This window comes from Lelliottia sp. GFLA7 (assembly GCF_056490165.1).
This window is the reverse complement of sequence record NZ_JBWLAQ010000050.1, coordinates 1-474: the sequence shown is the minus strand read 5'-3', so window position 1 is coordinate 474 and position 474 is coordinate 1. Positions and strand designations below refer to the sequence as shown.

1 pseudogene is annotated in these 474 nt (G+C 47.5%); it reads left to right on the top strand.

Annotation, left to right across the window (positions count from 1 at the left end):
- Positions 1 to 474, top strand: a pseudogene (locus tag AC07RN_RS21090) (hypothetical protein); the annotation flags it as partial.

Here is a 474-nt window from a genome sequence, read left to right as displayed (position 1 = left end):
AGTATCAATGGCGAGAACTCCTACAACGTCGGCTGTCGGGCTCCCTATTGGGCAATACTGGAGTACAGGCGAGGGAGAGATGGCAGCGTTTACTGCCACGAAGGTTACGCTCACGCTGCATATACCCCTGATAATCCAGTACCAGTGGATAGCAACAAAGAACGTGACACTCTTAAAGTGATAATTAACGCCAGTAGCTACGCCGGCCGTCAACCAAATCACCCTGATGCAATTAGTCTCAGTAAACCATTGTTCACTTCTAAAATAGTGAAGGATGGAGAAGAGGCGGTCATTCATCCTGATTTCATACTGAATGTGGTGCCGCCCGGAGAAAACACTGTTACGACGTTAATCATTGAAACTATGGGGTATGAGTCAGAGGAATACATTGAGCGTAAACGGCACACTCACAGTTGGATGGAGGAAGAGGGCATTCTTTTAACTGATCCCCCGTTTTGGCCAGAAGCTTCAGAT